At 62.5% G+C, this 25,713-nt stretch carries 25 protein-coding genes; 16 read left to right on the plus strand and 9 right to left on the minus strand.

All coding sequences use genetic code 11. The features are described 5' to 3' along the window. Positions 1–72 precede the first annotated feature (72 nt). The 4 genes from BMF35_RS08280 to BMF35_RS08295 all read left to right on the plus strand — a co-directional run bounded on the left by BMF35_RS08280 (position 73) and on the right by BMF35_RS08295 (position 4,078). Positions 73–414 carry a hypothetical protein gene (locus BMF35_RS08280; RefSeq protein WP_047005537.1) on the plus strand — a complete coding sequence of 114 codons (342 nt, stop codon included), beginning with the start codon at positions 73–75 and terminating at the stop codon, positions 412–414. After that, complete coding sequence (gene trmD / locus BMF35_RS08285; protein ID WP_047005538.1) at positions 411–1,268, plus strand: tRNA (guanosine(37)-N1)-methyltransferase TrmD; 858 nt, start codon at positions 411–413, stop codon at positions 1,266–1,268. The genes BMF35_RS08280 and trmD overlap by 4 nt, the downstream gene beginning before the upstream one ends. Before the next feature lie 3 nt (positions 1,269–1,271). Then, positions 1,272–1,643, plus strand: a complete 372-nt coding sequence (gene rplS / locus BMF35_RS08290; protein ID WP_047005539.1) for a 50S ribosomal protein L19 — start codon at positions 1,272–1,274, stop codon at positions 1,641–1,643. A gap of 203 nt (positions 1,644–1,846) precedes the next feature. Next, positions 1,847–4,078 carry a S9 family peptidase gene (locus BMF35_RS08295; RefSeq protein ID WP_047005540.1) on the plus strand — a complete coding sequence of 744 codons (2,232 nt, stop codon included), beginning with the start codon at positions 1,847–1,849 and terminating at the stop codon, positions 4,076–4,078. 185 nt (positions 4,079–4,263) lie between these two features. Here BMF35_RS08295 and BMF35_RS08300 read toward each other — a convergent pair whose 3' ends face one another. Beyond that, the gene (locus BMF35_RS08300) at positions 4,264–5,151 is read right to left on the minus strand and encodes an alpha/beta fold hydrolase (protein ID WP_047005541.1); all 888 of its coding nucleotides are present in this window, start codon (positions 5,149–5,151) and stop codon (positions 4,264–4,266) included. A gap of 77 nt (positions 5,152–5,228) precedes the next feature. On the opposite strand from BMF35_RS08300, the gene BMF35_RS08305 reads away from it, so the two are divergent. From BMF35_RS08305 to BMF35_RS08320, 4 genes are read left to right on the plus strand one after another with little or no spacing between them, the layout of a single operon-like run. After that, entirely contained in the window at positions 5,229–6,254 is a 1,026-nt protein-coding gene (locus BMF35_RS08305) for an aspartate-semialdehyde dehydrogenase (RefSeq protein ID WP_047005542.1), read from the plus strand. Positions 6,255–6,258: 4 nt separating this feature from the next. Next, complete coding sequence (locus BMF35_RS08310) at positions 6,259–6,810, plus strand: hypothetical protein (RefSeq protein WP_047005543.1); 552 nt, start codon at positions 6,259–6,261, stop codon at positions 6,808–6,810. 1 nt (position 6,811) lies between these two features. After that, positions 6,812–7,579, plus strand: coding sequence for an alpha/beta fold hydrolase (locus tag BMF35_RS08315; RefSeq protein ID WP_047005544.1), 768 nt, complete (start codon positions 6,812–6,814; stop codon positions 7,577–7,579). 36 nt (positions 7,580–7,615) lie between these two features. Further along, positions 7,616–8,647 (plus strand): YncE family protein, encoded by a 1,032-nt coding sequence (locus tag BMF35_RS08320; RefSeq protein ID WP_052765869.1) that lies wholly within the window; start codon positions 7,616–7,618, stop codon positions 8,645–8,647. Here the strand turns inward: BMF35_RS08320 and BMF35_RS08325 are convergent. From BMF35_RS08325 to rpsF, 5 genes are all read right to left on the minus strand, one after another. Next, on the minus strand, positions 8,637–9,107 hold the full coding sequence (locus BMF35_RS08325) for a hypothetical protein (protein ID WP_071961197.1): 471 nt from the start codon (positions 9,105–9,107) through the stop codon (positions 8,637–8,639). The two genes, BMF35_RS08320 and BMF35_RS08325, sit on opposite strands and share 11 nt — an antisense overlap. A 151-nt stretch (positions 9,108–9,258) precedes the next feature. Next, positions 9,259–9,858 (minus strand): hypothetical protein, encoded by a 600-nt coding sequence (locus BMF35_RS08330; RefSeq protein WP_047005546.1) that lies wholly within the window; start codon positions 9,856–9,858, stop codon positions 9,259–9,261. Positions 9,859–10,157: 299 nt separating this feature from the next. Next, a complete protein-coding gene (rplI, locus tag BMF35_RS08335; protein WP_047005547.1) occupies positions 10,158–10,814 on the minus strand; it encodes a 50S ribosomal protein L9 in 657 nt (218 codons plus the stop codon). Positions 10,815–10,827: 13 nt separating this feature from the next. Continuing rightward, positions 10,828–11,052: a 30S ribosomal protein S18 gene (gene rpsR, locus BMF35_RS08340; RefSeq protein ID WP_047005548.1), complete on the minus strand. Its 225-nt coding sequence runs from the start codon at positions 11,050–11,052 to the stop codon at positions 10,828–10,830. After that, on the minus strand, positions 11,052–11,417 hold the full coding sequence (gene rpsF / locus BMF35_RS08345; protein ID WP_047005549.1) for a 30S ribosomal protein S6: 366 nt from the start codon (positions 11,415–11,417) through the stop codon (positions 11,052–11,054). The genes rpsR and rpsF overlap by 1 nt, the downstream gene beginning before the upstream one ends. Positions 11,418–11,630: 213 nt before the next feature. Between rpsF and BMF35_RS08350 the strand changes: the two genes are divergently transcribed. Further along, a complete protein-coding gene (locus tag BMF35_RS08350) occupies positions 11,631–12,605 on the plus strand; it encodes a DUF808 domain-containing protein (RefSeq protein WP_047005550.1) in 975 nt (324 codons plus the stop codon). Positions 12,606–12,692: 87 nt separating this feature from the next. Here the strand turns inward: BMF35_RS08350 and BMF35_RS08355 are convergent, their stop codons facing one another. Further along, positions 12,693–12,992: a hypothetical protein gene (locus BMF35_RS08355; protein ID WP_047005551.1), complete on the minus strand. Its 300-nt coding sequence runs from the start codon at positions 12,990–12,992 to the stop codon at positions 12,693–12,695. 377 nt (positions 12,993–13,369) lie between these two features. Beyond that, entirely contained in the window at positions 13,370–14,779 is a 1,410-nt protein-coding gene (locus BMF35_RS08360) for a glutamate ligase domain-containing protein (protein WP_047005552.1), read from the minus strand. 122 nt (positions 14,780–14,901) lie between these two features. Between BMF35_RS08360 and BMF35_RS08365 the strand changes: the two genes are divergently transcribed. The 5 genes from BMF35_RS08365 to BMF35_RS08385 all read left to right on the plus strand — a co-directional run bounded on the left by BMF35_RS08365 (position 14,902) and on the right by BMF35_RS08385 (position 19,237). Continuing rightward, a complete protein-coding gene (locus BMF35_RS08365) occupies positions 14,902–15,732 on the plus strand; it encodes an LD-carboxypeptidase (RefSeq protein ID WP_047005553.1) in 831 nt (276 codons plus the stop codon). A gap of 29 nt (positions 15,733–15,761) precedes the next feature. Next, on the plus strand, positions 15,762–16,694 hold the full coding sequence (gene fabD / locus BMF35_RS08370; RefSeq protein ID WP_047005554.1) for an ACP S-malonyltransferase: 933 nt from the start codon (positions 15,762–15,764) through the stop codon (positions 16,692–16,694). Further along, on the plus strand, positions 16,695–17,459 hold the full coding sequence (fabG, locus tag BMF35_RS08375; protein ID WP_047005555.1) for a 3-oxoacyl-[acyl-carrier-protein] reductase: 765 nt from the start codon (positions 16,695–16,697) through the stop codon (positions 17,457–17,459). Between the two features lie 150 nt (positions 17,460–17,609). Continuing rightward, positions 17,610–18,737 (plus strand): DNA polymerase III subunit beta, encoded by a 1,128-nt coding sequence (dnaN, locus tag BMF35_RS08380; RefSeq protein WP_047005556.1) that lies wholly within the window; start codon positions 17,610–17,612, stop codon positions 18,735–18,737. Positions 18,738–18,844: 107 nt separating this feature from the next. Continuing rightward, on the plus strand, positions 18,845–19,237 hold the full coding sequence (locus tag BMF35_RS08385) for a hypothetical protein (RefSeq protein WP_047005557.1): 393 nt from the start codon (positions 18,845–18,847) through the stop codon (positions 19,235–19,237). On the opposite strand, the gene BMF35_RS08390 is transcribed toward BMF35_RS08385, so the two are convergent. Beyond that, on the minus strand, positions 19,230–20,546 hold the full coding sequence (locus BMF35_RS08390; protein ID WP_047005558.1) for an FAD-dependent oxidoreductase: 1,317 nt from the start codon (positions 20,544–20,546) through the stop codon (positions 19,230–19,232). The genes BMF35_RS08385 and BMF35_RS08390 overlap by 8 nt on opposite strands. A gap of 146 nt (positions 20,547–20,692) precedes the next feature. Between BMF35_RS08390 and BMF35_RS08395 the strand changes: the two genes are divergently transcribed. Together BMF35_RS08395 and BMF35_RS08400 are read left to right on the plus strand one after the other, a co-directional pair. After that, positions 20,693–23,431 (plus strand): EAL domain-containing protein, encoded by a 2,739-nt coding sequence (locus tag BMF35_RS08395; RefSeq protein WP_052765870.1) that lies wholly within the window; start codon positions 20,693–20,695, stop codon positions 23,429–23,431. Beyond that, positions 23,431–25,674, plus strand: coding sequence for an EAL domain-containing protein (locus BMF35_RS08400; protein ID WP_047005559.1), 2,244 nt, complete (start codon positions 23,431–23,433; stop codon positions 25,672–25,674). The genes BMF35_RS08395 and BMF35_RS08400 overlap by 1 nt, the downstream gene beginning before the upstream one ends. Positions 25,675–25,713 lie beyond the last annotated feature (39 nt).

Below are 25,713 nucleotides of genomic sequence, written 5' to 3' on the forward strand. Positions count from 1 at the left end.
TGTCGCCGTTCTCACGGTTTAGGCTGGCATCGATCAGGTCTAATGCGGTCCAAAACTTTTAGGCTTCCTGAAATGAACCTCATCCAATTCACCCCCGACATCCTCATCACCGCGCCCATCATCGCTGCGTTCTGCTGGATGATTGCGCGCGGGCTGGGCGGGGCGGGGTGGCGGCGCATTGCTGTCGCCGCTTTGTGCGTGCTAATTGCGGTTCCGGTGGCGGCTTATGTGCTTGCCAGCCTTGAGATCGGCGCGATGCTCGATCCGATGGACGGGCCTGCGGGTCGGCTTGCTATAGCGATCGTCGTGTCGAAGGCGCTTTCCATTGCACTGGTGGCGGCCATCGCGCTGGCGCTGCTTGCAATCTTCTCGCCGTTTCGGAAGAAAAGTGCGGCGCAGTCCGACGCGGCATGACTTTCGCCGCCACCATCCTCACCCTCTATCCCGAGATGTTTCCCGGGCCGCTGGGCGTCTCGCTGGCAGGCCGCGCGCTGGAGCGCGGGGACTGGTCTTGCGAAACCGTGCAGATCCGCGATTTCGCGACGGACAAGCATCGCACGGTGGACGATACCCCTGCCGGCGGCGGGGCGGGGATGGTGCTGAAGGCGGATGTGCTGGCGGCGGCTTTGGACTCGATCGACGCCCCCTTGTCCGCTCATGCTGAGCCTGTCGAAGCATCGTCCTTTTTTTCGAGCGCAACGCCAGAAGAAAAAAGCAGCCCTTCGACAAGCTCAGGACGAGCGGGTTTAGAGGCGGCAGACCTAGCGCCCACCATTCCCATCCTCGCAATGACGCCGCGCGGCAAACCCGTCACGCAAGAGCGGATCCGTCAGATTGCCGCTGGCCCCGGCGTCACGCTGATTTGCGGCCGGTTCGAAGGGTTCGACGAGCGGTTCTTCGACGCGCGCCCGCAGATCGAACAGGTGAGCCTTGCCGATATCGTGCTGTCTGGCGGAGAGCCTGCCGCGCTCGCCATACTCGATGCTTGCATTCGCCTGCTTCCCGGCGTAATGGGCGCGGCTTCCAGTGGGACTGAAGAGTCGTTTGAGGACGGCCTGCTTGAGTATCCGCAATATACCCGACCTCAGGAATGGGAAGGGCGCACGATCCCTGAAGTGCTGCGATCGGGGGATCATGCGAAAATCGCTGCTTGGCGCAAGGCGAGGAGCGAGGAAGACACACGGTTACGCAGGCCGGATCTTTGGGAGCGCCACGGTGGCGCTGCGGATCTGTCTGCCTCTGGCGAGCGGCGAAAAGACAAGGACTGACCAATGGGTCTGATTCAAGAGCTCGAGGCTGAAGCCATCGGAGCACTCACCGAGGGGAAGGACATCCCCGAATTCCGCGCCGGTGATACGGTGCGTGTCGGTGTGCGCGTGGTCGAAGGCCAGCGCACCCGTGTGCAGAACTTCGAAGGCGTGGTGATCGCGCGTTCGAACCGTTCGATCAATTCCAATTTCACCGTCCGCAAGATCAGCTTCGGCGAAGGTGTGGAGCGTGTGTTCCCGCTCTATTCGCCCAATATCGACAGCATCACCGTGGTTCGCCGCGGCGTCGTGCGTCGTGCGAAGCTCTACTATCTGCGCGGCCGTACCGGTAAGCGCGCACGTATTGCGGAGCGCCGGGAGAACGTGGCCAAGTAAGGCGCGTTTCTCTTTGAAGAGACAAGGAAAGGGCGGCCTGTTCGGGCCGCCCTTTTTCGTTGTACTCTTGCGTTTCTATCTCGTCATTGCGAGGAGCATGGCTCCGAAGCAATCCATGGCCCGATGGTCTGCAAACCAGCGGGTCGCTCCATGGATTGCCGCGCGACCTTCCGGTCGCTCGCAATGACGGGGTTTGTTTTGAAATGCGTCACCTTTTTCTCGCTGCGCTTGCTGCATCGACCATGGCCACGCCTGTAATGGCACAGGATGCGCCCGAACTGACTTTCGAGCGTGTCTTCGCCAGCCCGTCGCTCGACGGACCTTCACCGCGCCAGGCAAAGCTGTCGCCCGATGGTCGCTACCTCACCGTGCTGCGCAATCGCGAGGATGAGCGCGAGCGGTACGATCTGTGGGCCTATGACCGCGAGAGCAGCGAATGGTCGATGCTGGTCGACAGCGAGGCGCTGGGCACGGGCCGCGAGCTGAGTGAAGACGAGCGCATGCAGCGCGAGCGGGCGCGGGTCGGCAATTTGCGCGGGATCATCTCCTACCAATGGACGCCGGACGGTTCCGGCCTGCTGGTACCGCTGGATGGCGACCTGTATCTCGCGCGCATCGGCGGCGAGGTGACACGGCTGACCGATACCGAGGAAACCGAGCTCAATCCCTCGCTCAGCGAGACGGGCGAATACGTGTCCTTCGTGCGCGACCGCCGCCTTTGGGTGGGGGAAACCGGCGCTGACCAGCAGCCGATCACGCCGGAAGAGGAAGACACGATCCGCTGGGGCGAGGCGGAATTCGTGGCGCAGGAAGAAATGAGCCGGTTGACCGGCTATTGGTGGGCACCCGACGATAGCCGCATCGTGGTGCAGCGCACCGATGAAAGCCCTGTCGGCATCGTCACCCGCGCCGCCATCGGCGCGACAGGCACGGAGGTGTACGACCAGCGCTATCCGGTTGCGGGCAGTGCCAATGCGATTGTCGAACTGTTCGTAATGAACCCCGATGGCAGCGAGCGGGTTCAGGTCGATTTGGGCGAAAACACCGACATCTATGTCGCGCGCGTCGATTGGGCGCCCGATGGCAGCGAGTTCTACGTGCAGCGGCAGAACCGCGAACAGACCGTGATGGACGTGCTGCGGGTCGATCCGGTGTCGGGCGCGAGCGATATCCTCTTCACCGAAAATGCCGCGGTCGAGGATTACTGGATCAATCTCAGCGACAATTACCGCTTCCTGGAGGATGGCCGCCTCATCTGGTGGTCCGAGCGGGACGGGTTCGGCCATCTCTATCTGCTGGACGATGGCGGCTGGCAGCAGCTGACCGAAGGCGAGTGGGTCGTCACCAGCCTTGTGGGCGTGGACCAGTCGGCAGGCACGGTGTTCTTCCAGGGCACGCGCGACGATGTGCTGGAGCAGCATGTCTACAGCCTCGACCTCGCCGATCCCGGCAGTGTCCGTCGCCTGACGCAGCCCGGCTTCACCTATTCGGCCAGCATGGATGGGCAGGGGCAGACCATGCTCATCACCCGCTCCAACGACGATACGCCGCCGCAGATCTACATCGCCGACCAGCAGGGCCAGCGCCTCGCATGGGTGGAAGAGAATGCGCTGGATGCGGACCATCCCTACGCGCCCTTCGTCGCCAGCCATCGTCCCACGCAATATGGCACGATCGCAGCCGAGGACGGCACACCGCTTTATTGGGAAATGGTGACGCCGGAGATGGAACCGGGCGTGCAATATCCGGTCTACTTCTATCATTATGGCGGGCCGGGTCCGCAGATCGTCAATCGCGGCTGGAACGGCGCGCTGCGCCAGGCCATCGTCGATCGCGGCTATATCTGGTTTGCGCTGGACAATCGCGGCTCCAACAATCGCGGCGTGGCGTTCGAGCAGCCGCTCTACCGCGCCATGGGCGGCGTCGAGGTGCGCGACCAGCGCGCGGGCGCGGAGTATCTGCGCACACTCGATTTCGTCGATCCGGACAAGATCGCCATCGATGGCTGGTCCTATGGCGGGTACATGACGCTCAAGCGCATGCAGGCCGATCCCGGACTTTACGCCGCCGGCATCAGCGGCGCGCCCGTCACGCGGTGGGAGCTGTACGATACCCATTACACGGAGCGGTATATGGGCACGCCGCAGGCGGATGCGGCGGCCTATGAAGCGGCGAGCGCCATTCCCGATGCGACGGCCATTTCCGATCCGCTGCTGATCATCCACGGCATGGCGGATGACAATGTGGTGTTCGAGAACGCGACCGAGATCATTTCGGTCTGGCAGGAGAACAACATCCCCTTCGAAATGATGCTCTATCCCGGCTACACGCACCGCGTTTCGGGCGAGCAGATTTCGCCGCACCGCTACAATACGGTCTTCAACTTCCTGGAGCGAAACGGGGTCACCCCGCCCGAGGAGCATGGCGGCGAATAGAAAGTTCCGATTTTAGGCAAAAAGAAGGGGCGGTGTCCGGGCATTGGACGCCGCCCCATTGCCTTTAGAGGCACAGATCGAATCGATCATGGCGATGATTGCGGGACCAGGGTTTCCCTCACCACCTTTCGCAAACTTGAGCGCGAGCGGTTAATATCGGCCTATCGAAACTGGTTAGCATGAAGTTAAGCATGTCCGCTTGCCAACCATTCGCCGATGAGGGCGAGCACACGCTCCGGCGCCTCGATCTGCGGGTAGTGCCCGACATTCTCCAGCAGAGCGTGGCTCGCATTCGGCAGATGTTCGCGCCAGTGGCGATAGACATGCGCGCCGGACACCGGATCGAGAGCGCCGTTGATATGGCCGATGCGCATTTCGACAGTAGTCAGCGCCCCGACCCAGCGCTGCGCGTGGCGCTTGCGATCGGTCATGTATCGCAACAGGCGATGGGTATTGCGATGGCCGTTCTTGTGGCTGATGAAATGCCAGTGCGCGTCCAGTTCTTCCGCCGTCGGCTGGCTATCCGGGCCGAACACTCTGCAAAAACTGCGCCCGAAGCGCCGCCGGTTCATCAGCGCGCTGACCAGCGGGCCGAGCGGTGAGAGGCCGAGCGTCTGTATCGGCAGCGGACGGTGCTGGTGCGGGTAGATGCCGCCGTTCAGGAAGATCATCCGGCCGAGCCCCGCAAATCCGGCTCCCTCCACCTGCCGCGCCAGCATTTCCTGCCCGACCGATACGCCGTAATCGTGCACCACGGCATCGAAAGCTTCGATCCGCAGCACATCGCGCAACAGGTGGGCCAGCACATCGGCCTGGTCCATGAGGTCGTAGCCATTGCCGCGCAGCCCCTGCGCAGGTTTGTCCGACAGGCCGAAGCCGAGGAAGTCGCAGGCTATCACGGTGTGTGTGCGCGCAAGATCATCCCACAGCGCCATCCAGTCGAAGGAAGAGGTGGGAAAGCCATGCACCAGCAGCAGCGGCGGCCCATCGCCCGCGGTCCAGTAGACAAGCTCGTGACCGGCATAGGTGAAATGCCTCGCCGCCCTCGCCCACGCGCTGATACGGTCCTGCATTGCCTTTCCCCTTGCCAAGCCGTTCTAGGGCGGGCAGCGGGGCGCGCAAGACAGCATCATCCGGTGGAGAAGCAGTAGTGGGTTATCGAGTAGCCGTGGTCGGAGCGACGGGGAATGTCGGGCGCGAAATGCTCGCCATCCTGGCAGAGCGCGAGTTTCCGATGGACGAAGTCGCCGCCGTCGCCAGCTCGCGTTCGGTCGGATCGGAGATCGAGATCGGCGACAGCGGCAAGATGGTGAAGTGTAAAAGCCTGGAGCATTTCGACTTTACCGGCTGGGACATCGCCCTGTTCGCCTGCGGCAGCGCGGCGACCAAGGAATATGCGCCGAAAGCGGCCAAGGCGGGCTGCGTGGTGATCGACAATTCCAGTCTCTACCGCATGGATCCGGACGTGCCGCTGATCGTGCCCGAGGTGAACCCGGATGCGATTGATGGCTACAAGGCGAAGAACATCATCGCCAATCCCAACTGCTCGACTGCGCAGATGGTGGTGGCGCTAAAGCCGCTGCATGATGCGGCGAAAATCAAGCGCGTGGTCGTTTCCACCTACCAGTCCGTTTCGGGAGCGGGAAAGCAGGGGATGGACGAGCTGTTCGAGCAGAGCCGGGCCATCTTCGTGGGTGATCCGGTCGAACCGTCCAAGTTCACCAAGCAGATCGCCTTCAACGTCATCCCGCATATCGATGTGTTCATGGATGACGGCTCCACCAAGGAAGAGTGGAAGATGGTGGTCGAGACCAAGAAGATCCTCGATCCCAAGGTGAAAGTGACCGCCACCTGCGTGCGCGTACCGGTATTCGTCGGCCATGCCGAGGCGATCAATCTCGAATTCGAAAACGAAATCAGCGCGAGCGAGGCGCAGGACATCTTGCGGGAGGCACCGGGCATCATGCTGGTCGATAAGCGCGAGGATGGCGGCTACGTCACGCCTGTGGAAAGCGCGGGAGACGGCGCGACCTATATCAGCCGTGTGCGTGAAGACAGCACCGTGGATAATGGTTTGACCTTGTGGTGCGTGTCCGACAATTTGCGGAAAGGAGCGGCATTGAACGCCGTGCAGATTGCCGAGCTGCTGGGCCGGCGTCACTTGCAGAAGGGGTAATTCGATGAAACGCCTGATCCTTTGCGCACTTCCGCTGATGCTGGTGGCATGTATGGAAGAGCCGCAGGATGCGCCTGCCGAAGAGGTAGCTCCCGAAAACGGATCGCTCGAGCCGATGGAGGACGCGGTCCTCGATCTGCAAGGCACCGGCATCGTCATCCCGGCCCAGGGCGGTTTCGAGGAACTGGCCGTGCCGTTCGGATCGTTGCGCGCGCCGACCGAGGCGACGCTCGCCAATTATGTCGGCAGCGCGACCGATGAAAGCGACACGCCGAACGATTGCGGGCTAACCTTCACGCAGTATCAGGGCCTGACGCTGAATTTCCGCGATGGCGAGTTTGTCGGCTATTGGGCGGAAGCGCCTTATGTGCCGGAATTTCCGCGCCTCGAATTCCTCGAAGCGGACAACATCCAGCTGGTGGCCGAAAGCACGCTGGACCATGAATTCGTGATCGGCGATCCCAGCACGCCCACGATTTCGGGCGTTTTCGAAAGCGAAAGCGACGATGCTGCGATCCGCGCATTGTGGGCGGGCGAGGCCTGCGTCGCGCGATAGGATGGCGGAGCTGACCACCACCCACGTGACCGCGCCCGATGGCACGCGAATCGCCGTGCACCGGATGGGGCCTGAAGACGGCAGCGGGCGGCCCGTGCTGATGTTGCACGGCCTGTTTTCCAGTGCGGAAATGAATTGGGTGAAATACGGCCACGCGCCGCTGTTGGCCGCGAATGGCTTCGATTGCATCATGCCGGACTGGCGTGTGCACGGCCTCAGCGATTCCCCCACCGACCCGGAGACCTATGCCTCGGGCGTTCTGGCAGACGACGCCGCCCATATCATGCGCGAACTGGGCCTGACGGATTACGACCTCGTCGGCTTCTCGCTTGGCGCGCGCACGGCTGTGAGCGCGGTTGTGCGCGGCCTTGCGCCGCGGCGGCTGGTGCTGGGCGGCATGGGGTTGGAAGGGCTCACCGGCTGGCGGAAGCGGGTCGCCTTCTTCGTCGACATGGTGGACCGCTACGACGAGATCGAGCGCGGCGACGTGGCCTTCCTCGCCAAGAGCTTCATGAAGGCGCAGGGCATCGACCGCGTCGCTGCGCGCCTCCTGCTGACGCGCGCCGTCGAGGATATCACGGTCGACGAAATCGGCCGCATCGCCATGCCCACTCTGGTGCTGATCGGCGAGGACGATCGCGATAACGGCTCGCCCCAGCGGCTTGCCGAAGCCCTGCCCGAAGCGCGCGTGCAGGTGGTGCCGGGCAACCATATGGGCAGTGTCACCAAGAAAGATCTTGGCCAGGCCATTCTCGACTTCCTGCAATGACGCGCTAGGCTGGCGCTCCGTTTCGGGAACGACGCCATGAAAACCTTCGCCATTCCGCTCACCACATTGCTGCTCGCCAGCTGTGCCGAGCCCTATCCGGTGGGCGGGCCGGTGCAGATGGCGCATGGCAGTGAAGGCACGCTGCTGGTCGCCAATAGGCGCGGCGCCAGCCTCAGCCGGATCGATATCGCCAATGGCGAGGAAACGCACCGCGTCGAGACGTGCGAGAACCCGCACGAACTGACCGTCTCGCCAGACGAAGCCTTCGTGCTGGTGGCCTGCTATTCGGGGCGTGAGGTGCAGTTCTATCGCACCGAAACGCTCGCAAGCGCAGGTGCCATCGGCCTTGGCGCCAATGCCCGCGTGCATAGTGCAATCTGGCACCCGGGTGGAGTGATTGTGGCCGGCGCGGAAGGGCGAGGGTCGCTTTACCGCATCGATGCCGAAATGGTGAATGGCTTTGTGCACCACTACTACACCTTCGAAGAGATCGACGCGCCCACGGGCACCGAGTCCTCTCCCGGGCCCCACATGGTCACGGTCAGTCCCGATGCGACGCAGGCGTGGGGTACGATCATTCCTACCGGCGAGCTCGTGCGTTACGATATCGTCGGGCTGGAGGTGCTGAACCGGCGCACGCTCGGCGGGCAGGTGGAGGCGCTGGCCCTGTCCCCTGACGGCGAGACGCTGTGGGTCGGCTCCAACGCCGATGCGAAGATTTACCGGCTGGATGCCGAAACGCTGGAGACCGAAGCGGAGATCGCCGTGGGCGACGTGCCCATCCGGATCGCGTCGCATCCATCGGGCGACTACGTGGTAACCAGCAATTTCGGCGGCGGCGACATCTCGGTCGTCGACACGGCGAGCAACGAAGTTGTGCGCGCCATAACGGTATCCGGCTCGCGCGATGCCGTGCAGGTGACGCTGGTCTTCAACAAGAATGGTACGCGCCTCTACGCTGCGGAAACCGCGAATGATCGCATTGCCGAAATCGACTTCGCGAGCGGCGCGGTGCTGCGCCACTTTCGTACCGGACCGGGCGGAGACGGACTGGCGGTTATCGACTAGCAGGGGGCGGGTAGTATTCGCGAGGCTCCGGCTGCTGTGTCGGTGCCATGCTGCGAATGCTTTCCAGCCGCACTTCGCAGGGATAGCCGCCCAGATGTCCGAACCGACCGGGCCCTGTGCGTACCGTTCCGGTTCCTTGAAGACGATAGCTTCCGTCTTCCACGTAATCGGAACCGGTCAGCGCGATCAAATCGTCGCGCGCCGTTTCGTCCAGTTGCAGCCAGCATTCGCCGCGATCGCCGCCCTTTCCGCGCTGCAGCGGACAATCGTCGCCGCTCTCCTCGTCCGTCCTGCAGATGTTGAAGGCGAACCGCTCGAAACCGGCGTACACCTCGCCATCGAGCACGCGCGGCTCGTCGGCAGGGGCGATTCGCATCTCTGACGGCTCTTGCGTCGCCGCCAGCCCCTCGCAGGCAGCGAGAGCGAGGATTGGAAGGAGGAAAAGCGTCGGGCGCGGCATGTCTGCAAACTTACCCGCTTGGCCACTCGTATCCATGACCAATTCGCGGCACCCATCAAAAAACCCCCGCCGGACGATTGTCGGACGGGGGTTTAGGTTCACCCGGGCCTTTGAAGGGGGGGGAGGAAGAAGGAACCCGGGCTGCTAGGCTTTAATTGGCCGAGTAGGGCAGCGAGCTGTGATGCAGCACGATGTCGAGATTGCCATCGTCGCCGCGCACATAGCCGAAGGAATATTCCACCTTCGTTTCGTTGCCATCGGTGCCGGTGAAGTAGTAATTGCCCATCGCCATGGCGGTGGAGCCGTCTTCATCGATGAAGGTGCCTTCGTTTTCCCAGCGCACGGCGGTGTAAGGTGCGATGGCGAAGCCGCCGTCTTCCGTGCCTTCGGTGCCGACGAAATAGCTCAGCGCTTCGTCAGGGTTGCCGCGGAACTGGTCTTCGGCAGCCAGGGTCGGCTTGAACAGCAGGGTTTCGTTGCCTTCATAGCCATAGAAATTGGCGATGTGCTGCTCTGCGGCAGCGCGATAGTCGCCTTCTTCGGTATAGGTGTTGCCGATGTTCACGATGCCTTCGCCCCAGGCCTGCTGGGCGGCTTCGACTTCGTCGGCAGTGATAGGATCGCTAGCAGCGGCGGTCGCGGTTTCGTCACCATTTGCTGCGGTCGCGGTATCGTCCGTCGCGGTTTCACCGCAAGCGGCGAGGGCGAGGGCGGCAACGCCGACCATCGGCATGGCAAAAATCTTTTTCATCTCAAAACTCCAATGTCCCCCTGTTCCGGGGCTGTTGTCTGTTTGGAGCTTGGCGTTACGATGCGTGAAATCGCACCAGGCCCGGCTCCCTGTTTTTGCGTCCGACATCACGTTGCAGCAAGGGCCGCAGACGCCAGAGGGGCCCGGTACGCGGTGTAACAATGCACCATTCTTTGGACGGTTCCGGGTACGGGCCAAAGGATGTAATGGGGCGGTAATGCGCAGCTGCGCCTGACAAAGAAAAAGGGCGCCGCCATTGCTGGTAGCGCCCTCTTGTTTCGTCGCAATAAAGCGCGGAATCAGCCTTCGGTGGTTTCCTCACCGGCAGCGTCATCAGCAGCGGCTTCGCCTTCGTCGGCAGCGGCCTCTTCACCTTCCGGAGCGGGCAGGTCGCCCAGCTCGTGGTCGGGGTTCAGTTCGTGCTGGAAGCCGGCTTCGGCGTCTGCCGCGGCTTCTTCCTCGTTCATCTGTGCGATGACGTCCACGCCCTGGCTCTGCAGCTCAGCCTCATCGTCGGAGCGGGCCACATTGGCCTTTACCGTCACTTCGACCTCGGGGTGCAGGCGAACGGTCACGTCGAACATGCCGATCGTCTTGATCGGTGCGCCCATGATGACCTGCTTCTTGTCGATGTCGTGGCCCTTGTCGGCAAGGCCCATGGCCACGTCACGCACATTGACCGAGCCGTAAAGCTGGCCGGCGTTGGAGGCAGCGCGGATCAGCACGATCTCGGTGCCTTCCACCTTTTCGCCATGCTTTTCGGCTTCGGTACGCTTTTCAGCATTCTCGGCTTCCAGCTTGTCGCGATTGGCTTCGAAGACCTTCTTGTTCGCTTCGTTGGCGCGAAGAGCCTTCTTCTGCGGCAGCAGGAAGTTGCGGGCGTAACCGTCCTTCACGGTGACCACGTCACCGATCTGGCCGAGGCCGCCGACGCGTTCGAGGAGAATGATATCCATGTCTCTTTCTCCCTTATTTCACGATGTAGGGCAGCAGGCCCAGGTGACGGGCGCGCTTGATCGCCTTGGCGAGCTCACGCTGCTTCTTGGCCGAAACGGCGGTGATGCGGCTGGGCACGATCTTGCCACGCTCGGACATGAAGCCCTGCAGCAGGCGCGTGTCCTTGTAGTCGATCACGGGGGCATCCTTGCCGGAGAACGGGCAGGACTTGCGGCGGCGATAGAACGGACGAGCCATCAGTTACGCTCCTCACGGTCGGACCGCTTCTTCTTGTCGCGGTCGTTCTTGCGCATCATCACGGACGGACCGTCTTCGTGGTTTTCCACGGCGATCGTGAGCCAGCGGATGATGTCTTCGTTGATGCGGTTCTGACGCTCCAGCTCGGCCACGAGGCTGCCGGGACCGTCGATGTTGAGCATCACGAAATGCGCTTTGCGGTTACGGTCGATTTTGTAGGCGAGGGACTTCAGGCCCCAGGTCTCGGTCTTCACGACCTTGCCGCCATTGGCCTCCACGATTTCCGTGGCGCCGGCTGCAAGCGCATCGACCTGAGCCTGGCTCAGATCCTGACGCGCGAGAAGAACATGCTCGTAAAGAGCCATGTGCGCTTCCTTTCACTTCATGCCGATCGCTGGCAACACCCGCGCGGATCGCAGGGGCCCCTCCGGCTTTCTTGGGTTTCCGCAGCCCGACGGGCATCGCGGAAGGCGCGCACATAGCGCGATTGAAAGGAAAAGCAAGCACAACTCACCCTTGTCTGTACGGAACGGGGAGGGCAGGGCATTGTTGATTGCCCAGTCACACCGGAGCTCCCTATGCCATCAGGCCTTGCCGCCCTTCTCGACGACATTTCCATCATCGCGCGCACGGCGTCCGCCAGCGTGGACGATATTGCGGCGGCGGCGGGCCGGGCAGGGTCGAAAACGGCCGGGGTGGTGATCGATGATGCCGCGGTGACGCCAAGCTATGTGACCGGGCTAGATCCCAGCCGCGAGCTGCCGATCATCTGGGCTATCACCAAGGGTAGCCTGAAGAACAAGCTGCTGATCCTGCTGCCTGCCGCATTGTTGTTGAGCGAATTCCTGCCGTGGCTCATCATTCCCATCCTGATGCTCGGCGGCGCCTTCCTGTGCTATGAGGGCGCGGAAAAGGTGATGGAGAAGCTGGGCGGGGCGAAGCACGGGAAGAATCTGGAAAGCCCCATTGAAGACCCGGTCGAGTTCGAGAAAGAGCGCGTGTCGGGCGCCATCCGCACCGACCTGATCCTGTCTGCCGAGATCATGGCTATCACGCTGAGCGAGGTGGCGACCGAGAGCCTGCTGACGCGTGCGGGCGTGCTCGCCATCGTCGGCATCGCGGTGACGGTGGTGGTTTACGGCACCGTCGCGCTGATCGTGAAGATGGACGATGTGGGACTGCACTTGGCGAAGGAAGGCAAGACGGCGGGCGGACGGCGTTTCGGCCTCGGCCTCGTCAATGCCATGCCGCATTTGCTGACCGCGCTATCGCTGATCGGCACGGTCGCCATGCTGTGGGTCGGCGGCGGCATCATCATCCACGGTCTGCACGAACTGGGCGTTCTCTTTCCCGAGGAAGCCATCCATGAAGCCGAGCATTGGGTAGAAACGCTGGCGGGCGGCCTCGGCCCGATCCTCGGCTGGCTGACTTTCGCCACGCTTTCCGCGCTGATCGGGCTGGTGCTGGGCGTCATAATCGTCTTCGTGCTGCACAATGTGCTGGGGCTTGGTCACACAGAGCATGCCGATGAGGCTGTAGTCGGAGGGCATTGAGATGGCGTGAGCTCCTGCGAAGGCAGGAGCCTCTCTCGATCCAGCGCCACGTTGGACGAGGTCCCAGCCTGCGCTGGGACTCGGTGCTTACGCCGCCAGCCTCTTCGCGCGCTTTTCCTCGCGCAGCCAGGCATCCTGGCTGTCCCAGCTGCGACCGTCGGAGGTCTCGACCCTTCCATCGGGGTGAATCACCGTCCATTCCTCGTCGTCGGCAGCACGCGGATCGACGACGAGCGGGGTGATCGTGCGGTCCGACGCAACTTGCCAGCCGAGCACGTTCGAGCGGACCAGATCGACCTGATTATCATCGAAATAGGCGTGGACGAGGTACGTGCCCGCCGCCGCTTCCACCATACCAACGCCGCCCTGGCGATAATTCTTCGGCACAAGCCAATCTCCTCCGCGTGAATCGCGAATGACCGGACGCTAACGGGATATGGTTGCCAAAGGCTTTCAGGTGAGCGGTTGCCCGCAATAGCCGCATTCTTGTTTTGGTCGATCGAGCTTCACTGAAAATCCACCGCCATGACCCATGCTGGCGGAACCAGCACCCTTAGTCTCTTCCAGTAGCTGTGTTCCACACGCCGGGCATGCGGGCCACCGTTTGGCGATGAAAAACGCCATTCATGGGCCTAAGATCGCCGGAATGAACGCAAACAGAGCCCATATCGATTGAGTCAGCACAACAAGCAGGAACGCGGCAAAGATCATAGGAATCGCAGCGTAAAAGAATCTGCGCAGCGCTGTCGCTTTTTGAAAAGGGCTCATAGGCGCCCCAACAGCGCTTCGGCGAAACCCGTAAGCGTATCGTCACGTGCGCCCATCACGACCACGCGATCACCGGGCTGGGCCATCTGTACGATCCGGTCGCCGCACTCCTCGCGGGTCGGCAGATGCTGTGCGCTGCCGCCGGCCTCTTCGATCAGCTTGACGATGCGCTCGCTGCCTTCGCTGCGATCGACGGTGCCGCCGAAATAGACCGGGTCGCACAGCAGCGTCACATCGTCAGGGCTCAATTCCTCTGCAAAGGTTTGCGCGAGTTCGTGGCCCATCTGTCGCAGCGGGCCGTAGCCATGCGGCTGGAAGAAGGCGATCACCCGGCCTTCATGCGATTTGAGCGTTTTCAGCGTAGCGCGCGCTTTTTCCGGATTGTGGCCGAAATCGTCAATCACGGTGATGCCGTTCTCGGAAGTGCCGACGATATCGAAGCGGCGGGCCAGTCCCTTGAAATCGGCGAGCGCCGCCACCGCATCGGCGACTGCAACGCCCGCCGCATTGGCTGCGGCAATGGCGGCGAGCGCGTTGGAGAGGTTGTGCCGCCCCGGCATGCCGATGGCGAGGCGGTGCTCGCCGCCATCGCGCCTGTCCACAATGATTGCGGACTGCCGCGTAGGTTCGTCAACAATGCTGCCTTCGACCACGCCCAGCGCGGCGCAGCCGTTAGCGATGCCGAATGTCAGCGGTTCTTTCGCCTGCGCGACCAGGCGGAAGGCCTCGGTATCGTCTGCATTCACCACCCCGCGATCTGCGCGTTTCAGGAAATCGCCGAAAAGCTGGCGCAGTTCGTCCATGCTCTTGTGATCGAGGCTGACATTCAGCAGCAACGCGACAGAGGGCTGGTAGAGCGCGATGGAGCCGTCGCTTTCATCGACCTCGGATACGAACAGGCCGCCGTCGCCTACCGTGGCGCTGGCGAAGGGGCGTTCGGGCGATTTAAAATTCTTCATCACAGCGCCGTTCATGATGGTGGGCGCGTGGCCGGCGTGATGCATGATCCAGCCGAGCATGGCAGTGGTTGTCGACTTGCCGCTGGTGCCGCCCACGGCGATGCTTTGCGGCGCATCGTTGAAGAGGCGCGCGAGCAATTCTGCACGTGTCAGCCGTTCAAGGCCAAGCTCCTTCGCGCGGCGGATTTCCGGCACCGTGTCCTCGATGGCGGCGGAAGCGACCAGCACCTGATCGGCCGATGTGATGCCGCTGCCATCCTGCGGAAACAGGCGAAACCCCTGCCGCTCCAGCGTGGCGAACTTTTCCGGCGTGCGGCCCTGGTCGAAGCTGCGGTCCGACCCGGCGACGTCTGCTCCCAGGCCGTTAAGGATCTGCGCCAGCGGCAACATGCCGGAGCCGCCAATGCCGCAGAAGAAATAGGGCTTGCTCGTGATGGGATTGGTCATGGCGGGCTATCTAACAATCATCGTCATTCCCGCGAAGGCGGGAATCCATTTTTCCGGTGAAACAGTTGGGCAGCTGTCTGCACGGGGGTGACGAGCGATAGGAGGCGGGCTAATCGCATCGCATGAGGACCCGCATCGCCTGCCTGTGCCCCGGTAAGCCGATCCGCCGCGAACGGGCTGATGCCGTGCTGGCCATCGCGCAGGCCGAGTTTCCCGATGTCACGCTGACATTCCATCCACAATGCTTCATGCATGAAGGGCATTTCGCCGGCGACGATGCGACGCGGCGCGAAGCGCTGGTTGCGACGGCCAACGACCCTGCTGTCGACGCGATCTGGTTCGCCATGGGCGGATACGGCTCGAACCGCATTGCGGCCGATGCCATCGCGCAAATGCAAGATGCCGCGCGCACGAAGACCTATCTCGGCTATTCCGATGCAGGCACGCTGCTCGGTGCGCTTTATCGCCACGGCATCGGCAAGCCGGTCCACGGCCCGCTGGCGGGCGACATCAAGCGTGAAGGCGGCGCGGATGCAGTGCGCCGCGTGTTGGGCTATCTTACCGGCCAGGAGGTAGCTCTGGAGAACGGGCTGGATGACCGGCCCACGGTCGCCTTCAACCTGATGACGCTGGCCATGCTGGTGGGCACGGATCTGATGCCCGACCTTACCGGCCACGTCGTCTGCGTGGAGGAAGTCGCCGAGCATCTCTACGCGGTCGACCGCCTCTTCTTCCATGTCACCGCGCACCTGAAAGGCGCGGCGGGCTTGCGGCTGGGGCGCATTTCGGCGGTGCCAGAGAACGACCGGCCCTTCGGCATGGAAGCCGAAGACATTGCACGCTTCTGGTGCGAACGGACGGGCATCCCCTATTTGGGCCGCGCCGATATCGGTCACGATGCTGAAAATGCGATCATCCCCTTCGGAGTTGCGCAGCGCGGCAAGGGCGCATAATCGCGGCGTCCGAGAAGGAGTTTCGAACAATGATCGCTTTCGTATTTCCCGGCCAGGGCAGCCAGAAGGTCGGCATGGGTGCCGACCTCGCCGAGGCGAGCGCCGCCGCGCGCGAGGTGTTTGGCGAGGTGGACGAGGCGCTGGGCCAGCATCTTGCCCGCCTGATGGCCGAAGGTCCGGAAGACGAACTGACCATGACCGCCAATGCCCAGCCCGCGATCATGGCCAATGCGATGGCTGTTGTTCGCGTATTAGAGGAAGGCGGGGTGCGGCTGTCCGAAAAGGGCGATGCGGTGGCGGGCCATTCGCTGGGCGAATATACCGCGCTCGCCGCTGCCGGGGCCTTCAGCCTCGCCGATACCGCACGCCTGCTGCGCATCCGCGGCAATGCCATGCAGGACGCCGTGCCGGTGGGCGTAGGCGCGATGTGCGCTTTGCTCGGCGCCGATCTGGAAAAAGCACAAGGACTGGCCGACGCTGCTGCCGAGGGTCAGGTCTGCGAAGTCGCCAATGACAACGACCCCGGGCAAGTCGTGCTTTCGGGCCATGCCGAAGCCATCGACCGCGCCGTAGCTCTCGCCAAGGATCATGGCTGCAAGCGCGCCATCAAGCTGCCCGTCTCCGCGCCTTTCCACTGCTCGCTGATGGAACCCGCGGCGCAGGCGATGGACGCAGCCCTTGCCCAAACGCCGCCACAGGCCTTTCACCTGCCGCTTTACGCCAACGTCACGGCAGCCGAAGTGACGGACCCACAGGCCGAACGGCAATTGCTGGTGCAGCAAGTCACGGGCCGTGTGCGCTGGCGCGAAAGCGTGCTGGCGATGCAGGATGCAGGCGTTACTCATTTCGTGGAACTGGGCGGCAAGGTGCTCGCCCCGATGATCCGCAAGATTGCGCCCGACACCGCGCAGACCAGCGTGGTGACGATGGCCGATATCGAAGCTTTGGCGAAGGAAATCTGAATGTTCGACCTTACCGGAATGACCGCCCTCGTGACCGGCGCCAGCGGCGGCATCGGCTCTTCCATTGCCTATGCGCTGGCAAAGCAGGGCGCGCGCCTCGCACTCAGCGGCTCCAATGGAGACAAGCTGCGCGCCTTTCGTGAGCAGCTGATCGCCGATTGCGGCAGCCCGGAAGCGGGCGACCATGTGGAGATCACCTGCAACCTGTCGGACACCACGCAGGTGGAGGAATTGATCCCGGCTGCCATCGATACGCTGGGCGGGCTCGACATCCTCGTCAACAATGCCGGCATCACGCGCGATAATCTCGCCATGCGGATGAAGGACGAGGAATGGGAGCAGGTCATCCAGGTCAATCTGGAAGCCGTGTTCCGCCTGATGCGCGCCTCTGCCCGGCCGATGATGAAGGCGCGCTTCGGCCGGATCATCAACATTACCAGCGTGGTGGGCACCACGGGCAATCCCGGCCAGATGAATTACTGCGCGGCCAAGGCAGGCGTGGTCGGCATGAGCAAGTCGCTGGCGCAGGAACTGGCCGCGCGCGGCATCACTGTGAATTGCGTGGCCCCGGGCTTCATCCGCTCTGCGATGACCGAAGCGCTGGATGACAAGCAGAAAGATGCGATCAACGGGCGCATCCCCATGGGCCGCATGGGCGAAGGCGGCGATATCGGCGCTGCCGTGGCTTATCTGGCATCGAAAGAAGCAAGCTACGTCACCGGCCAGACGCTGCACGTAAATGGCGGCATGGCGATGCTTTCCTAGTTTTCCCCACCTTCTACGTCGCACCCGCATCCGAATCCTTGCCCGTATCAGCACTGCCGCTAAGGGTAGAGGGCGAGACTTTACCGGCGCTGCAATGCGATTCCGGGGCATCCCGGTCACCGCCGCGCCAGACTTGGGGAATGAACTGCCATGAAGGCCACCATCGAACGCGCGAAGCTGTTGCGTTGTCTCTCTCACGTGCAATCGGTGGTGGAGCGGCGCAATACCATTCCCATCCTCTCCAACGTGCTGATCGAGGCGGACGAGGCGGGCCATGTGAAGGTGATGGCGACCGATCTGGACCTGCAAGTGATCGAGAGCCTGGAGGCAAATTCCGTGGAAAGCGGCGGCGCGATCACCGTGTCGGCCCACCTGCTGTTCGATATCGCGCGCAAACTGCCCGATGGCAGTGAGGTCTCGCTGGAGACGGCGGAAAACCGGATGACTGTAAAGGCCGGCCGTAGCCGATTCTCGCTGCCGACCTTGCCGCGTGATGATTTCCCGGTGATCGTGGAAGGCGACTTGCCGACCAGCTTCGAAATCCCCGCCGCAATGCTGGCCGAGATGATCGACCGTACGCGCTTTGCCATCAGCACCGAGGAAACGCGCTATTACCTTAACGGTATTTTCCTGCATGTGGCGGATGATGATGGCGGCGTTCTGAAAGCCGCGGCCACTGATGGCCACCGCCTCGCGCGATTTACGCTGGCGCGTCCCGCAGGCGCAGAAGGGATGCCCGATGTGATTGTGCCGCGCAAAGCTGTGGCAGAGCTGCGCAAGCTTTTGGAAGAGGCGATGGAAGGCAATGTTGCTGTCGATCTCAGCCCGTCGAAGATCCGCTTTACGCTGGGCGGGGAAGGCGGCGTCGTTCTCACCAGTAAACTGATCGACGGCACATTCCCGGATTATTCCCGCGTGATTCCAACGGGTAACGACAAGTTATTGAAAGTCGATCCAAAGTCGCTTTTCGCCGGTGTGGACCGCGTGGCGACCATCGCCACCGAGAAAACGCGGGCAGTGAAGATGGGCCTCGATAACGACAAGGTCACGCTGACCGTCACCAGCCCGGACAACGGCAATGCGACCGAGGAAGTGTCCTCGCAATACGGCTCCGATGCGTTGGAGATCGGCTTTAACGCGGGCTACCTGAAAGACATCCTCAGCCAGATCGACGCCGAGACGGTGGAGCTGCACTTCGCAGACGCTGGCGCACCGACGTTGATCCGCAAGGATGAAAGCAGCCCGGCGCTTTATGTGCTGATGCCGATGCGGGTATAACCCTGCTCCTCTTCACGGCGACAGGGACGGAGGCCCAGTTTACGCTGATTCTCGCCGTCATCGTCGTCGCTATCTTTGCCGGCCTCTGGCTGGCGGTGGGCGAGGGCATGATGCGCTTCTCCGGCTGGCGCACGCTGGAGGGCCGGTATCCTGACCGCGACGATCGGGAATCGCGCCGCTTTGGATGGCAGACGGCTTCGCTGGGTTATAGCTTCTGGCGATCCTCGGTATACCGCAACGCCATGACGATTACAGTCTGCGCCACCGGTCTGCGTCTGCGACCCAACAGGGCATTGCTGCCACTGGCGCGCTCCGTCTTCATTCCCTGGACGGCCCTGTCACCGAAGATCTCGATCCTATTGGTGATGCGCGAATGGGATCTGCACATAGCCGAGACTGCTGGCCTGCGCCTCAGCCTCAGGGCTGCGCTGGCGACGCGTCTGGACGATGCCAGCGGCGGAAAACTCGGCCTGAAGACGGTGACACAGCCGCCTAATTGACCGCCTTGATCATCGCTTCGATATCGACGAATTTCTCGCGCGGTGACCCCTCGCGCGCAGCGGCGGTTTCCGCTTCCTCGATCTTCTTCCAGTCGCGGAACGTCACGTAGTCGAGTTCGCGCTCGGCGGCGAGTGCGTCGAAGCCTTCGCGTCCCGCTTTGCGGCCCTTGCCGATGACGCCCGCATCGAAATCTTCGCCAATCTTTTCAATGATATTGAAACCGTCGGGCTTGTTCGTCCCGATCGTGCCGGACGGGCCGCGCTTGGCCCATCCGACAGCGTACAGTCCTGGCAAAATGCGTCCGTCGTCATTGGCGAAACGGCCTGCGCGCTCATCGAACGGGACGCCGGGTATGGGCGCGGTGCGATAGCCGATGCAGCTGATGACGATATCGGCGCGCAGGCGCTCCGTCTTGCCGGTGCCGACGGCGCGGCCTTTCACCAGCTCGGTGCGTTCGATTTCGACCGCTTCCACCTTGCCGTCCCCGCGCAGGGCGACGGGCTGCGCTTGGAAAGCGAATTCGATGGCGACGCGTTTTTCCGCGCGGATATGCTCGGGGGTGGCAGCAAATTGCCGCAGCAGGCCGACCGATTTGCGCAGGCCCGGTTCGAGGATCGCGTCTTCGGCTTCGTCGGGCAGGTCATCGGTATCGACATGCGGTGCGGCGCGCTCCAGCTCTGCCAGCTCGCCCAGTTCCTTGGGTGTCATCATAATCTGGTGCGGGCCGCGCCGCCCCAGCAGGACGATGCGCTCGATATTGGAGGATCGCAGCGTTTCCAGCGCGTGGGCCACGATATCGCTTCCCGCGAATTCGTCGGGCGTTTTTGCCAGGATGCGCGCAACATCCAGAGCGACATTGCCCATGCCGATCACGACTGCGGTCGTGCCGGAGAGGTCCGGGTCGAGGCCGGCAAATTGCGGGTGGCCGTTATACCAGCCGACGAAGGCCGCGCTGCCGAACGCGTTGGCGAGGTCCTCCCCCTCGATGCCAAGATCGCGATCCACCGGAGCGCCCGTAGCGATGACAACCGCATCGTAGAGCTCGCGCAGGTCGTCCACGGATACAGCCTCGCCGATGCGGATATTGCCGACGAAGCGGACATTCTCCGTCAGCGCGGTCTTTTCATACCGGCGCGATACGCCCTTGATCGACTGGTGATCGGGGGCGACGCCGGTGCGGATCAACCCGTAAGGCACAGGCAGCATGTCGAAAATATCGACGCGAACATTGTCGCCGAACTGCTTTTGCGCCGCTTCTGCCGTGTAATATCCGGCAGGCCCTGATCCGATGATCGCAATGTGACGCAACAGGCATCTCCCGCAAACCGTGATGCATACTAGCCCATTAACCTTGCGCGGCAATGCGCTGGCCCACGGTAATACACGGGGTTTTGCGCGCGAACGGAATAGGATCGGTTAACCGTTTTCCAAGGCATTTCTGCCATGCGGGCGGGATGCAAGCTGCAAAGCGCACACCTCTCAGCCGGATAAGGCGGGATTCCGCCGATGGAGAGGTGCGTCCGGATACGGCGACGGCCGACGCGGTAGGCGCAGCGCAGAAGCTGGCGAGAGCGCCGGCGAAAAAGGACGATCGCCGCAGCTCCGAGCGGCGCGAACCTGTCTTGTCACGACAGGTTGCGCCCCCGCACCACTTGCTGGTGGAGCGCGAGCTGTTTCCGCGGAAGTGGCCGTTCCTGCTGGTTGCCATGTGCGGCGCAATCCTCTGTTCGCTATGGGCGGCCCAGTCGCTGCCTGCATGGGGGCCTGCCATCCTGCTGACGCTATCGGTAGCGCTGGTCGTGCCTGTCGACAGAGTATGGGATGCCGTTGCCGTCCGGCCGCTGGCATACCGGGTAGCGGGCGCGACAGCGGTCATTCTGCTGCCGCTTTTCCTCTTCGGGCTGGGCATGACGATATGGGCCCGCGACGCCGGAATTGCGTGGGATTTCGTCTTTACGGCCCTGCTGACGGTCAGCTCGATTGCCGTCGTCTACCTTCGTCGCCATGCCGCCATGATCTTCGCCGCACAGATCGCGCTGTTCGGAGCGGTGGTATTTACCAACATCTCCGCCGGCGCCGTGCTGGGATTGCTGGCGGGTATCGGCGTTGCCGTGGTCGTTACGCGCCAGCAGGTGCGCCAGCGCGCCAGCGAGACCGCGCATCGCCGCGCCCAAGAACGCATTTCTTCGCGCGCACAGGACATTCTCACAGACTACGAGCAGACCGGGCAGGGCTGGTTCTGGGAAACCGACCGCCGCGCATTGCTGACCTACGTTTCGCCGCCCGTCGCCGAAGCACTGAAGCGAGCGCCGAAGACGCTGATCGGCAAGCCGCTTGCCGTCTTGTTCGACATGGATGGCTCCGGCGAAGAGGGTGAGCGAACCTTGCAATTCCACCTTTCGGCGCGTTCTTCCTTCAGCGAACTGCCGATGAAGGCGGCCATCGATGGCGACGATCGCTATTGGTCCGTCTCCGGTCGCCCGCTCTACGACCATTTCAACAATTTCATCGGGTTTCGCGGATCGGGCACCGACCTCACCGAGCGCAGGCGCAGCCAGCAGGACGCCACGCGGCTGGCAAAATACGATTCGCTCACCGGCCTCGCCAATCGCTTCCAGATGAGCCAGTCGCTGGAAAAGGTGCTGAATTCCAGGCAGGGCAGCGACCGCTTCTGCTCGGTATTCCTGCTCGATCTCGACCGCTTCAAGCATGTGAACGATACGATGGGCCACCCCGCAGGGGACGCACTTCTGAAACAGGTTGCCGGTCGTCTGGTCCGGGCTATCGGCAAGGATGGGCAGGTCGGTCGGTTGGGCGGTGACGAATTCAAGGTCATCATTCCCACCAGGGTGAAGCGCGACAAGCTCGAACAGCTGGCTCGAGATGTCATCAACTCGCTTTCGCAGCCCTATTCCATCGACGGGCAGCGCGTGGTCATCGGCGCATCGGTGGGTATCGCGACATGCCCCGATGACGGAATGACCAGCGAAGAACTGATCCGCAATGCCGATCTCGCGCTGTATGCGGCGAAGGACGGCGGCAGGGGCCGCTTGCACTTCTATTCCGAGGAATTGCACGCCGAGGCAGAGGCGCGCGCCAGGCTGGAAGAAGACCTGCGCGATGCCCTTGCGAAGGGCGAGTTGCAAATGCACTACCAGCCCGTCGTCTCGACCAGTTCGGAACAGATCACCGGTTTCGAGGCGCTCATGCGCTGGCAGCATCCGGAAAAGGGATGGATCGAGCCGCAGCGATTTATCCAGCTTGCTGAGGATACAGGCCTCATACAGCCGATTGGCGAGTGGGCCTTGCGGCAGGCGTGTGCCGATGTGGCGCAGTGGCCGGCCGACGTGAAGGTCGCGGTCAATGTCTCGCCGCTTCAATTCGCCAATCCCCAACTTCCTGCGATCGTCGCCAATGCCATCGCCAATGCTGGCATCCGCGCCTCGCAGCTGGAGCTGGAAATCACTGAATCGGTATTCCTCAGTGACATCGCGAACACCGATGCGATGTTCGCGGCGCTCAAGAAGCTGGGCGTGCGCCTGGCGCTCGATGATTTCGGGACCGGCTATTCCTCGCTCGGCTATCTGAAAAAAGCGCCGTTCAACCGGATCAAGATCGATCAGAGCTTCGTGCGCGGTCTTACCGAGCCGGATTCGCATAACGGCGCTATCATCACATCCATCACCAGCCTTGCACAGGCGCTCGGAATGGAAACGACGGCTGAGGGCGTTGAGACGATGGATGAGCTGGATCTCATCCGCCATTATGGATGCAGCCACGTGCAGGGCTATATCTACGAGCGGCCACTTGACCGGGAAGCTGCTCTGGAGCGCCTCGAACAGGGGCTGGGCGCTGTCGCCCGCGGTCCGCGGTCTGCACGGGCGCCGCGCCAGACACTATTGCGCAAGGTCGTGCTCGATCACAACGGGCATCTTTATAACGGCACCATTCGCAATCTCTCCGTGTCGGGGGCGCTGGTCCAGGGGTTGTGGAACGTGCCCGAAGGCACGCAGTTCATCGTCCGCCTCGCGACCGATTTCTCGATCTCCTGCACGGCGCGCTGGTGCCAGGACGATCGAATGGGCGTGGAGTTCGAAATCCCGCTGCAGAAAGATCATGGCGGTAACATCGTCGCACTGAAAGGTGCGCCGCCGGTGCAAATCGACCGCGCGCAGATGAGGAAGGCTAGCTGATGGGAGTGCGCAACATGTGGAAGGGGTTCGGCGGGCAATCGTCCGATCCCGTGCGCGTGCCCGATGCGGAAGCTGCTGCCGCGACCGTTGCCACCATGCTGGTGAGCGAACGAGAGCGGGCGCAGATGCTCGAAAGTTTCGAAGCTGCCGACATTGCCTGGTTCTGGGCGACCGACGCGGAAAACCGTCTCAGCTATTTATCGCCGAAGGCCCTGTCGCAGTTTCCGGCGGACAGCCATGTGTTGGGCAACCCGCTATCCAAGATCCTGAAAACGGCCTGTGATGATGGCCAGGACACGGAGACGAAGCCGATGTCCTTCCTGCTGAGCGCCAAATCCAGCTTCATGGAACAGATCGTGTGCTTTGCCGACGGCGTAGCATCGCAAGAGGATCGGCGCTGGTGGCAATTGACCGGACGCCCGCAATTCGACCGGAATCGGAATTTCCTCGGCTATCGCGGCATGGCGAAGGACATCACCGATGTTTACGAGGAACAGCGGCGCTCTTCCCGCATGGCCGAATACGATGCGCTGACTGGCCTCGCCAATCGCCACCGCATGGGTAAGCGCCTCGGAGCAACGCTCACCGCCTACAAGGTGGAGAAACGCAGCTGCGCATTGGTGATGCTGGATCTCGACCGGTTCAAGCAGGTGAACGATACGCTCGGCCACCCGGCCGGCGATGAATTGTTGCGCCAGGTATCGCAGCGGCTGCAGACCATCGTGCCGCAAAATGCCGAGATTGGACGGCTGGGCGGGGACGAGTTCCAGCTCATCATTCCCGATATGGATGACCGCGGCAATTTGGGCGAGATTGCCAACCGCATCATCCAGATGATTTCACAGCCCTATTCCATCGAAGGCAGCCGCGCGATCATCGGCACTTCGGTCGGCATTGCCATCGCCCCTTATGACGGCGTTGAGCCAGATGAACTGGTGAAGTCGGCAGACCTCGCGCTTTACGCCGCAAAGGGTGGCGGGCGAGGGCAGTTCCGTTTCTATTCCGATGATTTGCAGAATGCCGCGAACGACCGGCGCGAGATCGAAGAAGACTTGCGCGATGCCATCGCAGCCGAAACGCTGGAGATGCACTACCAGCCACAGGTCGACACGCAGACCCACCAGGTCAAAGGGTTCGAGGCGCTCATGCGCTGGGAGCATCCGGAGCACGGCTTCATTTCACCCGGCGTGTTTATCCCGATCGCGGAAGACAGCAGCCTGATCGACGATCTGGGCACGTGGGCGCTTCGCCAATCCTGCAAGGACGCAGCGGCGTGGCCAGGCGAGCTGCCCGTCTCGGTGAACGTATCGGCCCGCCAGTTCCTCAACGAAGAGCTGCCCGAAGTGGTAGAGAAAGCGCTCAAGGATTCGGGGCTGGCACCCTCGCGGCTGGAGCTTGAGATCACCGAAAGCGTGTTCATGGGTGACATGAGCATGACCGAAACGATGTTCGCCAGCCTCAAGAAGCTAGGCGTCAAACTGTCGCTCGACGATTTCGGCACGGGCTTTTCTTCGATGAGCTATCTATCGAAAGCTCCCTTCGACAAGATCAAGATCGATCAGAGCTTCGTCCGTGGCTGTGCGGGTGAGGCAAAGTCAAACCTCGCCATCGTTGTAGCCATTGCCGGCCTGGCGCGGGCGCTGGACATGACCATCGTTGCCGAAGGCGTGGAAGCGATGGACGAGTTGGAGATCATCTGTCGGCAGGACATCGATCTGGTTCAGGGCTTCATCTTCTCCCGCGCCATTCCGCAAGATCAGATTATGGCCAAGCTGGACTCAGGCGAAATGCAGTATGAGCCGGTCGGGCCGGCCGTGCAGCGCGCCGAACGTCGCACGCTCTTCCGCCGGATCGGCGTGGTGCATGAAGACCATCACTATACCGCTATGCTGCGAGACCTTTCGCGCTCCGGCGCCCGCATAGAGGGCTTGCTGGATGTGCCTGTCGGCACCGGACTGGTGCTCGATCTTGGTGGCGGGCAATTGGTGGTGGCCACCGTCAAACGGTCGCAGGATGCGACACAGGGCGTGGAGTTCGAAGTTCCGCTGGTATCCGACGGGGCGGGCGGTCTCTGCACCCGCCACCGTGTGTCGCCCTACATGCTTGCGGCAGCGGGGATGCCTCTAAAGGCGCTGGGCGGCGGCCACCATCTCGAAGCGATTGCCTCCGGCGCCCCGCAGTCGAGCAGCAGGCCGCGCTTCATGCAGGTCGACATCGGGCCGACCTCCGCGCGCGCGGGTTGATCGCCAGACGGTTACAACAGATCATTCGATCAGCTTGAT

The sequence above is a fragment of the Aurantiacibacter gangjinensis genome (genome assembly GCF_001886695.1).
GTDB lineage: Bacteria > Pseudomonadota > Alphaproteobacteria > Sphingomonadales > Sphingomonadaceae > Alteraurantiacibacter > Alteraurantiacibacter gangjinensis.

What these genes read in the sequence shown, in the direction of transcription:
- BMF35_RS08280 (WP_047005537.1), top strand. Translation starts at nt 73, where the DNA reads ATGAACCTCATCCAATTCACCCCCGACATCCTCATCACCGCGCCCATC.
- trmD (WP_047005538.1), top strand. Translation starts at nt 411, where the DNA reads ATGACTTTCGCCGCCACCATCCTCACCCTCTATCCCGAGATGTTTCCC.
- rplS (WP_047005539.1), top strand. Translation starts at nt 1,272, where the DNA reads ATGGGTCTGATTCAAGAGCTCGAGGCTGAAGCCATCGGAGCACTCACC.
- BMF35_RS08295 (WP_047005540.1), top strand. Translation starts at nt 1,847, where the DNA reads ATGCGTCACCTTTTTCTCGCTGCGCTTGCTGCATCGACCATGGCCACG.
- BMF35_RS08300 (WP_047005541.1), bottom strand. Translation starts at nt 5,151, where the DNA reads ATGCAGGACCGTATCAGCGCGTGGGCGAGGGCGGCGAGGCATTTCACC.
- BMF35_RS08310 (WP_047005543.1), top strand. Translation starts at nt 6,259, where the DNA reads ATGAAACGCCTGATCCTTTGCGCACTTCCGCTGATGCTGGTGGCATGT.
- BMF35_RS08315 (WP_047005544.1), top strand. Translation starts at nt 6,812, where the DNA reads ATGGCGGAGCTGACCACCACCCACGTGACCGCGCCCGATGGCACGCGA.
- BMF35_RS08320 (WP_052765869.1), top strand. Translation starts at nt 7,616, where the DNA reads ATGAAAACCTTCGCCATTCCGCTCACCACATTGCTGCTCGCCAGCTGT.
- BMF35_RS08325 (WP_071961197.1), bottom strand. Translation starts at nt 9,107, where the DNA reads ATGCCGCGCCCGACGCTTTTCCTCCTTCCAATCCTCGCTCTCGCTGCC.
- BMF35_RS08330 (WP_047005546.1), bottom strand. Translation starts at nt 9,858, where the DNA reads ATGAAAAAGATTTTTGCCATGCCGATGGTCGGCGTTGCCGCCCTCGCC.
- rplI (WP_047005547.1), bottom strand. Translation starts at nt 10,814, where the DNA reads ATGGATATCATTCTCCTCGAACGCGTCGGCGGCCTCGGCCAGATCGGT.
- rpsR (WP_047005548.1), bottom strand. Translation starts at nt 11,052, where the DNA reads ATGGCTCGTCCGTTCTATCGCCGCCGCAAGTCCTGCCCGTTCTCCGGC.
- rpsF (WP_047005549.1), bottom strand. Translation starts at nt 11,417, where the DNA reads ATGGCTCTTTACGAGCATGTTCTTCTCGCGCGTCAGGATCTGAGCCAG.
- BMF35_RS08350 (WP_047005550.1), top strand. Translation starts at nt 11,631, where the DNA reads ATGCCATCAGGCCTTGCCGCCCTTCTCGACGACATTTCCATCATCGCG.
- BMF35_RS08360 (WP_047005552.1), bottom strand. Translation starts at nt 14,779, where the DNA reads ATGACCAATCCCATCACGAGCAAGCCCTATTTCTTCTGCGGCATTGGC.
- BMF35_RS08365 (WP_047005553.1), top strand. Translation starts at nt 14,902, where the DNA reads ATGAGGACCCGCATCGCCTGCCTGTGCCCCGGTAAGCCGATCCGCCGC.
- fabD (WP_047005554.1), top strand. Translation starts at nt 15,762, where the DNA reads ATGATCGCTTTCGTATTTCCCGGCCAGGGCAGCCAGAAGGTCGGCATG.
- fabG (WP_047005555.1), top strand. Translation starts at nt 16,695, where the DNA reads ATGTTCGACCTTACCGGAATGACCGCCCTCGTGACCGGCGCCAGCGGC.
- dnaN (WP_047005556.1), top strand. Translation starts at nt 17,610, where the DNA reads ATGAAGGCCACCATCGAACGCGCGAAGCTGTTGCGTTGTCTCTCTCAC.
- BMF35_RS08385 (WP_047005557.1), top strand. Translation starts at nt 18,845, where the DNA reads ATGATGCGCTTCTCCGGCTGGCGCACGCTGGAGGGCCGGTATCCTGAC.
- BMF35_RS08395 (WP_052765870.1), top strand. Translation starts at nt 20,693, where the DNA reads ATGCAAGCTGCAAAGCGCACACCTCTCAGCCGGATAAGGCGGGATTCC.
- BMF35_RS08400 (WP_047005559.1), top strand. Translation starts at nt 23,431, where the DNA reads ATGGGAGTGCGCAACATGTGGAAGGGGTTCGGCGGGCAATCGTCCGAT.